Source organism: Streptomyces mutomycini (genome assembly GCF_001700505.1).
In the GTDB taxonomy this organism is placed as follows: domain Bacteria; phylum Actinomycetota; class Actinomycetes; order Streptomycetales; family Streptomycetaceae; genus Streptomyces; species Streptomyces mutomycini.
Genome location: NZ_MAPV01000128.1, coordinates 22,170 through 29,692 on the forward strand (window position 1 = coordinate 22,170; position 7,523 = coordinate 29,692).

Sequence of the window (7,523 nt, forward strand, 5' to 3'; positions counted from 1 at the left end):
GGCTTCACAATGCGGCCCCCACCGCTGTACAAATGAATACTCAGGAAAGCACGATTGCCCCGGAACAGCCGACAGCAGTCGATCCGCTTCCGCCCAGCCGCCGTAAGGCCGGCATCCGCGCATGTCAGGCGCCCCGGTGCCGTAAGAAAGGACCGATATCCGTGGCTCAGCGCGTAGTGGTGACGATCTCCGACGACATCGACGGGGGAGAAGCGGCGGAAACGGTCACCTTCTCCCTGGACGGGAAGACCTACGAGATCGACCTCAATCCCGCCAATGCAAAGAAACTGCGTGAGGCTCTGGCGCCGTACATGGCGGCAGGCCGAAAGCAGGCAAATACCGGCAAGCGAGGCAGGGCGCCGGTGTCGTACCACCACACATCGCTCGCCCCGGACCCCGCGGCCGTGCGCGCCTGGGCACGCTCGCACCGTATGGAGGTGCCGGCCCGCGGCCGGATCCCCAAGAAGGTCTACGAGGCGTTCGACGCGGCCAGTTGAGAGCAACGCCCGGAATGCTCCGTTCCGTTCCGATGCCGAACGGCCCCCGGTGCGACACCTCGGGGAGCCGACTTGCACAACACCCCTGCAGGTCGGCTAGAGTCTGGAGCACGCCGAAGGGCAAGGCCGAAAAGCCGGGTCCGACGCAGCGTGCGGGTGTAGTTCAGTAGTAGAACATCCCCCTTCCAGGGGGAAGGCGCAGTGTGCAATTCCTGTCACCCGCTCTGCACTGCCTTACCGGACCACTCAGTGGATCAGGTAGAGTAGTGAGCGCTCCACCGGTGAAAGCCGAGTGGCGGCAATGCGGACGTAGCTCAGTTGGTAGAGCGCAACCTTGCCAAGGTTGAGGTCGCCAGTTCGAACCTGGTCGTCCGCTCTTGATTCAAAGGCCCCGGTCGATATCGACCGGGGCCTTTGGCGTTTCCGGTTATCGACGCGTGGTGTGCGTCATGAGCTGATGAAACGGGAACGGCCGTGCACGGCGGCTTCGGGCAGGGGGACCCGAATCTCGTTCTTCTCCATCGCTCCCGACGAGCACCTCCCCGCTCGGGGCCGCGGGGTCACCTCGGGCGGCCGGTGGCGTCCCCCGGTGCGGGAACGGCGGCGCTGGCCCCTGACAGCTCTCGCGGTGTTTGCTGGGCGGCGGTGGTTCCGACGGGATCCACGTCGACTGAGCCCCGACGGGACCGAGGGGGATGTGTGCTGTGTGGGTAGGGGCACTGGTGCGGCGCTGGAAGGGCGGCAGCGGCTTCGACAAGATCGATCTGTATACGCGCGGCACCCTGCACTCCCTGGTGTGGATGTCGATCGTGCCCCAGGTACTGCTGTCGGTGACGCGGCCCGTGCGGGAGTCCGACGCACCTGTCGCGCTCATCGCCGGGACCGTCCTGATCGCGATCGCCCAGGGCTTCTGTTCGACCCCGCTGGTGGCCCGGTCCCTGGATGCCTGTCTGAGGCACGGGACCATCGAGCGGCCGTTGCCCACGCTCGGGGCCGTCCTGATGCTCGCGAACACCGCGGGCCTCCTCGGACTCGGTGCGTACGCCGGACCCGAGGAGTTTCCCGAGCTGCCACTGGCCCTGTCCGCGGCTGCCCTGCCGTTCACGACCTCGCTCGTCCTGATCACGCCCATCTGGGTGTCCTCCGTGGCTCTGGCCTGCCTGTCGGCGGGTGTGAGCGGTGTTACCTCGCTGGCCGGCGGAAGCGGGTCCTTCGCGCTCCAGACCTTCGCCGGAGTGGGGTTCGGTGTCGGACTGCTCGCCGTGACCGCGCGGCTCTCCGCCTGGTCCCTGGGCGTGATGTCGAAACTCCGTGACGCCCAGGACGTGAAGACCCGGCTGGCGGTCGCCGAGGAGCGGCTGCGGTTCGGACGGGACATGCACGACGTCCTGGGCCGGAATCTGGCGGTGATCGCGCTGAAGAGCGAGCTCGCCGTCGAGCTGGCTCAACGGGGAAAGCCCACGGCCATGGACCAGATGGTCGAGGTGCAGCGCATCGCACGCGCCTCCCAGCAGGAGGTCCGGGATGTCGTACGGGGATACCGGGAGGCCGACCTCCCTACGGAACTGCTGGGAGCCCAGGGGGCCTTGCGGGCGGCAGGAATCGAGTGCGCCGTCCACGGCGACGGCGGGCGGCTTCCCGCCCCGGTGCAGTCGGCGCTCGGCTGGGCGGTCCGCGAGGCGGCCACCAATGTGCTGCGGCACGGCGATCCCCAGCGGTGTGACATCCGGCTGGAGACGGAGCGGGACGGGATCCGGCTGGTGGTGGAGAACGACGGCGTGACGCCGGGCACGCCCGGGGCCCCCGGCGGCGGTTCAGGGCTGCACGGACTCCGGGAACGGCTGGCCGCTGTCGGCGGTTCGCTGGAGGCGGGGCCGACCGGCGACGGGCTGTTCCAGCTCACCGCGGCTGTCCCGCTGCCCTCACCACGGAGCACCGCACCCGCACCGCCTGCCATAGCCTGAGGCCCGCACCGGAGTCGCCGTCCTGCCCTGTCCCTGTGCCTGTCCCTTTCCCCGGAGACACCGGCCGCGGACCGTGTGAAGGTCGCCACATCACCGCGGAGGGCACTGCCCGGTTCCCGGACCATGACCGTGACGTCACGGCCGGCCCGGCAGCCTGGAGCTGGCGCCGGATGCAGGACTCCGGACGTCCGCCCCGAAACCCGTCAACGGTCGGCAGCCGGCCGGGACCGTCCGTAGCGTGCACGCGGGAACCACCGTGCGGACACGGAGTTGGCCGCCGGAGCGACGTACTCCGGAGGCTCCACGCTGACCGCGCGCGAGGCCGGGGATCCGGAACCGGCGGTGGGCGGGGCGCCGGTGGCGCGGACCGCGGCACGGACGTCGATGCCCCGGGGCATCATGCGCGGCTCCTCCCGGCGGCGGCGTCCGGACCCGGAGCGGAGAACCGTCATACAGCAGCGCGTCCCACCCACCAGCGAGGTTGGGTATAGTAGGCACCGCGCTGCGGCGCATGCGAACGTAGCTCAGCTGGTAGAGCGCAACCTTGCCAAGGTTGAGGTCGCGAGTTCGAACCTCGTCGTTCGCTCCATGCAAGAAGGCCCCGGTCCTCGTGACCGGGGCCTTCTTCCGTCAGTGCCCCTCTGCCGGCCAGCTGAGGCCGGTGAGGAGTTCGTACGCGTCCAGGTATTTGGCGCGGGTCGCGTCCACGATCTCCTGCGGCAGCGGCGGGGGCGGCTGCTCGCTGTGACGGTCCCAGCCGGAGGCCGATGACGTCAGCCAGTCGCGCACGAACTGCTTGTCGTAGGAAGGCTGCGCCCTGCCGGGCTCCCAGCTCTCGGCCGGCCAGAAACGGGAGGAGTCGGGCGTCAGCACCTCGTCGGCGAGGATCAGCTCCTCGCCTCCGTCCGCGGTAGGCGCGAAGCCGAACTCGAATTTCGTGTCGGCGAGGATGATCCCGCGCTCACGGGCGATGTCACGGGCACGGCCGTAGACGTCGAGCGTCGTCCGGCGGAGCGCCGCCGCCGTCTCGGGACCGACCTCCCGCGAGACCTCCTCGTACGACACGTTCTCATCGTGATCGCCGACCGCGGCCTTGGTGGCAGGGGTGAAGATCGGTGCCGGAAGCTCCGAACCGTCGACGAGGCCCTCGGGCAGGGCGAGACCGCAGACCGTGCGGGTCGCGTCGTACTCGGTCAGGCCGGAGCCGGTCAGATAGCCGCGCGCCACGCACTCGACCTGGACCATCCGCAGCGAACGGCAGATCAGGGTGCGGCCGGCCCAGTCGTCGGGCGCCCCGGGGGGAAGGCCGGCGGACAGCACGTGGTTGGGGACGAGATCGGCGAGCTGGTCGAACCACCACAGCGACAGCTGGGTGAGCACGCGGCCCTTGTCGGGGATCTCGGTGGGCAGGACCCAGTCGTACGCGGAGATACGGTCGCTGGCGACCATGACGAGGTCACCGGCCTCGTTCCGGTACAGGTCGCGCACCTTGCCGGTGTGCAGGTGGGTGAGCCCCGGCACCTGCACGGGCTCGGGCTTTTCTACGAATCCGGACACGCTGCCTCCGCGTAGGTTGATCCAGGAGTCGTTCCGATTGTCCCGCATGCGGAGGAGCCGCGCCGCCAGGGGTCGCACCGTGGACGGGGGCGGGCTGCGGACGGACGAGGACTCGGGCTCACCACGCGGCCGGCCGCCGGATTCCGCTTCCTACAGGACCCGGTCCGGCCCGGCAGACTCTCCTCAGTCCCGCTTGCAGATCCGGTCCAGCAGATTCGCCGTGGCCCGCTGGATACGGGGGTCGACGTGGCCGGGACGGTCCAGTGCCGGGGACCAGGCGAAGGTGCCCGAGGCGAAGACGAGCGCGCCGGACGGGGCGCGGTACAGCGAGGTCTCCTGGTGCCGGGTGGCCTCGTCGCCGTCCGTGTACGGGGAATGCGCGAGCAGCATGCGGCTCTCGTGCTCCGGCAGTGCCGTGCGCGGGAAGTAGCGGTCGGCCTCGCCGGCGACCAGGCCGTCGATCTCGTCGCCGTCCGCCGCTCCGGTCGCTTCCCACAGCCAGTGTCCGGCGTTCCGCACCACCAGCGGATGGGGGTCGGGGACCCGGCCCGCGTACTGGATGCCGAGCAGTTGCTGCTCCGGGCGGTCGATCTCACGCCACAGCGCGGACTTCCCCGGGCCGCGGCGCTTGCGGCAGGTCAGCAGGCGGTCGGGGACGCCGGAGGGGGACGGGCCGAGGCCCACCTGCCAGTACATGGTGTTGGCCGAGAGGAAGACGAGCGAGGTGCCGGTGTCCCGGGCGAGCTCGGCGGTGCGTCGCATCGGCACCGACCAGTACTCGTCGTGGCCGGGGAAGACCAGGCCGCGGTAGCGGCTGGGGTTGACGCGGCCGGCGTGCAGGTCCCGGGCGTCGGCGTACGCGAGGTCGTAGCCGTAGCGCTCCGCCCAGCGGATGAAGTCGTAGGCGTGGCCGACGTGGAGAGGCAGGCCCGCGCCCGCGTACGGGCGGTCGAAGGAGATGGTGACCGCGGCGTCCTCCTCGCCCAGCAGCCGGCCCCTCTCGTCCCAGGCGTGATAGAGGCTCGCGCCCGTCCGGCCGTCCTCCGGATAGAGGTTGTAGGCCTGCCATGTGACATCGGGAAGCAGGAGCAGCAGGTCCGCCGGATGTTCGTCACGGACCGTGAAAGGCACGTGCGAGCGGTGGCCATCGGCGGTGGTGAGCACGGCGACGTAGGCGCCGACCGACCAGTAGCTGGGGATCTGCAGCCTCCACGAGAGCCACCAGTGGTGACAGGAGACCGTGCGCTCGGCGGCCATGGGCGCAGGCTGGACGATGCCGGAGAGGCGGGGGCTGGTGGTGATCTTGGCGGCTCCGTCGCCCGCGTAGTGCCCGATGCGGTAGACGTCGACGGAGAACTGCTGGGGAGGGTCCACGGTGATGTGGAAGTCGATCGCCTCGCCGGGCGCGGCGGCGCCGGGGGTGACGAAGCCCTTGATCTGCTGGCGCACGTCGTCGGCCGTACGCGTGCCGCCGCCCGCACCGCCGCGGCCGAGGTCGGGGTCGGCGTACCAGGGGACGACCTGGCCCGTGTCGTCGAAGTAGTGCTCGCTGCCGCGCAGCCAGGGCAGCGGGCCCTGCCCGAAGGGGTCGCTCACCGCATGCGCGAGAGCACCCGATTCCCATCGTCGGATCTGCTCCGCCCCCATACCGCTTCCCCTCCCTCGCCCCCCGGCACCTCAGATGCGCCGGATGCCGACGCCGACACCAGCACATCACATTACGCACGCGCTCCGTCACCGTTCGTCGCGAAAGGGGGCGCCCGGAACAGGATTCTCCGTGTATCACCAGGACATCCAGGCCATTTCGCCATCCATGTGGACGGACGGCCGTGCAACCGGGCGGGACGCCGGCCCGCGCTCTCAGCTCAGGCGTACCGGTTTGTCGGTGCGCACTCCGACCGCGGTGAGCCAGGAGAGCAGCGGCTCCGAGTCCCCGTCCTCGACCAGGGTGAGGACGGGGGCGCCGAGGTCCGACCTGCGTCCGCCGTCGACCAGCAGGGCGGGGCCGTCGAGCCAGTCGAGCCCGGGCGCCGCCCCCGCCGTGTCGACGGCCGCGCAGCAGACCATCGCCACGACGTGATCGGCGAGCAGCTCCGTGCCCGTACGCGGCGGCTGGAGGGGGAAGAGCGGGAGCGGCACGGGCCCCCAGAGGTCGAGGTGGCCGGTACCCGCGCTCTCCTCCGCGGTGCTGCCGCCGGAGGCCCGGGGCCGCGGGGTCGCCGTCTCCTCGTCGCGGGCCACGGCCGCGCCGATTCCGGCCGCGAGTGCCTCGCTGTCGGCGCCAGGTGTGGAGAGGTGGTCGATGACCCGCGCCAGCGTCGGTACTGCGGGGCCGTCCGCCGCCGACGCCTCCGGTGCACCCACGGAGACATTGACGGCCACGCCCATGGCGTCGAGCACCCGGTGCAGACGAGCGGCCTCCGTACGCCACTTCCGGTCCACGACCTCCTCCGGATACTGCTGCCAGTCGACGGGGGACCAGCCGGGTCCGGACTCCGCAGGCCCACCGTGGAAGAGGCGGGCGGCCAGCAGCGAGGCAGCCTCGTCGGCCGCGCCCGGCTCCTCGATCAGATCGCAGGCGGGGCGCTCCCCCAGCCGGGACGTGAAGCCCTCGGCCAGCCGGTCGCGCCGGGAGAGCTCCGTGAGCGCGGAGACGACACCGGCGTCGAGCCGGGAGGGCCAGCGCCCGATCCGCCAGGCGGGCAGCGCGACCCGGGTCAGCAGCCGGTCCCAGCCCGCGTAGGCCAGGCCGACCTGCTCCTGGGCGGCGATCCGCAATCCGTAGTCCACCTCGTGGGCACGCCCCGAGGAGGCGGCGGCGACGCAACGCTCCATCTCCGCGGCGTGATCGCGGCAGCCGCGCAGCAGCACCCTCGCGATCCACCCCACGAAGGCGGCGGGAACCCTGCGTACGAACCCCTGCCCGGGCACGGAGGCATCGGCGACCGCAGCGTCCAGGCCGCGCACGAAACGGCGGGCGGCGGCTATGTCGGGGTGCGCGGACGGGCCGGTGCCCGCGACGACCGGGGCGAGAACCGCCCGCAGCTCGGCGACCCTCATCCACCACAGGAAGGGGGAACCGATCACCAGCACGGGGCTCGCGGGGACCCGACGGCCGCGCCGGGTCCCCGCGAGCCCCCTGAGGCTCTTCACCCCCGGCTGGGCGGCGGGGTGCGTACGGTCCTCCAGCCAGCTGTCGCAGTCCGGGGTCAGCGCTATGGCCGACGGCGCCGGGACGTCGAGCCGGTCAGCGAGGTCACGGACCAGCCGGTAGAGATCCGGAGCCGCGGTCTCGGTGAGGGGAACGGTCGGACTGACCGCGGGCCTCGCACGCGCCACCGCGACGGCGACCGCCGCGGCGAGCAGCAGGACCACGACGGCGCAGGCCGTCACGGCCCAGCTGACCGTGGACCACACCCCTGGGCCGATGCGCCCCTGGGCGATCGCGACGAGCAGCACGACAGCCGCGGCCGCAGGCAGGATCGCCAGGGCCGTGGCTCTGCTG

6 protein-coding genes and 3 tRNA genes are annotated in these 7,523 nt (G+C 71.4%); 5 read left to right on the forward strand and 4 right to left on the reverse strand.

Annotated elements, in window-relative coordinates; all coding sequences use genetic code 11:
- Positions 1 to 161 precede the first annotated feature (161 nt).
- From BFF76_RS19050 to BFF76_RS19065, 4 genes are all read left to right on the forward strand, one after another.
- The gene (locus BFF76_RS19050) at positions 162 to 497 is read left to right on the forward strand and encodes a histone-like nucleoid-structuring protein Lsr2 (RefSeq protein ID WP_078850708.1); all 336 of its coding nucleotides are present in this window, start codon (positions 162 to 164) and stop codon (positions 495 to 497) included.
- Between the two features lie 152 nt (positions 498 to 649).
- Positions 650 to 721 (forward strand) — tRNA-Gly (locus tag BFF76_RS19055).
- Between the two features lie 79 nt (positions 722 to 800).
- Positions 801 to 873, forward strand: a tRNA-Gly gene (locus tag BFF76_RS19060).
- A gap of 328 nt (positions 874 to 1,201) precedes the next feature.
- The gene (locus tag BFF76_RS19065) at positions 1,202 to 2,461 is read left to right on the forward strand and encodes a sensor histidine kinase (RefSeq protein ID WP_065848692.1); all 1,260 of its coding nucleotides are present in this window, start codon (positions 1,202 to 1,204) and stop codon (positions 2,459 to 2,461) included.
- Positions 2,462 to 2,664: 203 nt separating this feature from the next.
- Here the strand turns inward: BFF76_RS19065 and BFF76_RS19070 are convergent, their stop codons facing one another.
- Positions 2,665 to 2,862 carry a hypothetical protein gene (locus tag BFF76_RS19070; protein WP_031097351.1) on the reverse strand — a complete coding sequence of 66 codons (198 nt, stop codon included), beginning with the start codon at positions 2,860 to 2,862 and terminating at the stop codon, positions 2,665 to 2,667.
- 112 nt (positions 2,863 to 2,974) lie between these two features.
- On the opposite strand from BFF76_RS19070, the gene BFF76_RS19075 reads away from it, so the two are divergent.
- A tRNA-Gly gene (locus tag BFF76_RS19075) sits at positions 2,975 to 3,050 on the forward strand.
- A gap of 41 nt (positions 3,051 to 3,091) precedes the next feature.
- Here BFF76_RS19075 and BFF76_RS19080 read toward each other — a convergent pair.
- The 3 genes from BFF76_RS19080 to BFF76_RS19090 form a co-directional block, all read right to left on the reverse strand.
- Positions 3,092 to 4,018, reverse strand: coding sequence for a phosphoribosylaminoimidazolesuccinocarboxamide synthase (locus BFF76_RS19080; protein ID WP_031097350.1), 927 nt, complete (start codon positions 4,016 to 4,018; stop codon positions 3,092 to 3,094).
- A 183-nt stretch (positions 4,019 to 4,201) separates the two neighbouring features.
- Positions 4,202 to 5,665 carry a N,N-dimethylformamidase beta subunit family domain-containing protein gene (locus BFF76_RS19085; RefSeq protein WP_065848693.1) on the reverse strand — a complete coding sequence of 488 codons (1,464 nt, stop codon included), beginning with the start codon at positions 5,663 to 5,665 and terminating at the stop codon, positions 4,202 to 4,204.
- Between the two features lie 213 nt (positions 5,666 to 5,878).
- Positions 5,879 to 7,523, reverse strand: a 1,645-nt coding sequence (locus BFF76_RS19090) for a M48 family metalloprotease (protein ID WP_244167301.1), incomplete at its 5' end; no start/stop codon positions are given.

Bases quoted from the DNA above. Each gene is read 5' to 3' on its own strand.
- BFF76_RS19070 (WP_031097351.1), bottom strand. From the start codon at position 2,862: ATGATGCCCCGGGGCATCGACGTCCGTGCCGCGGTCCGCGCCACCGGC.
- BFF76_RS19085 (WP_065848693.1), bottom strand. From the start codon at position 5,665: ATGGGGGCGGAGCAGATCCGACGATGGGAATCGGGTGCTCTCGCGCAT.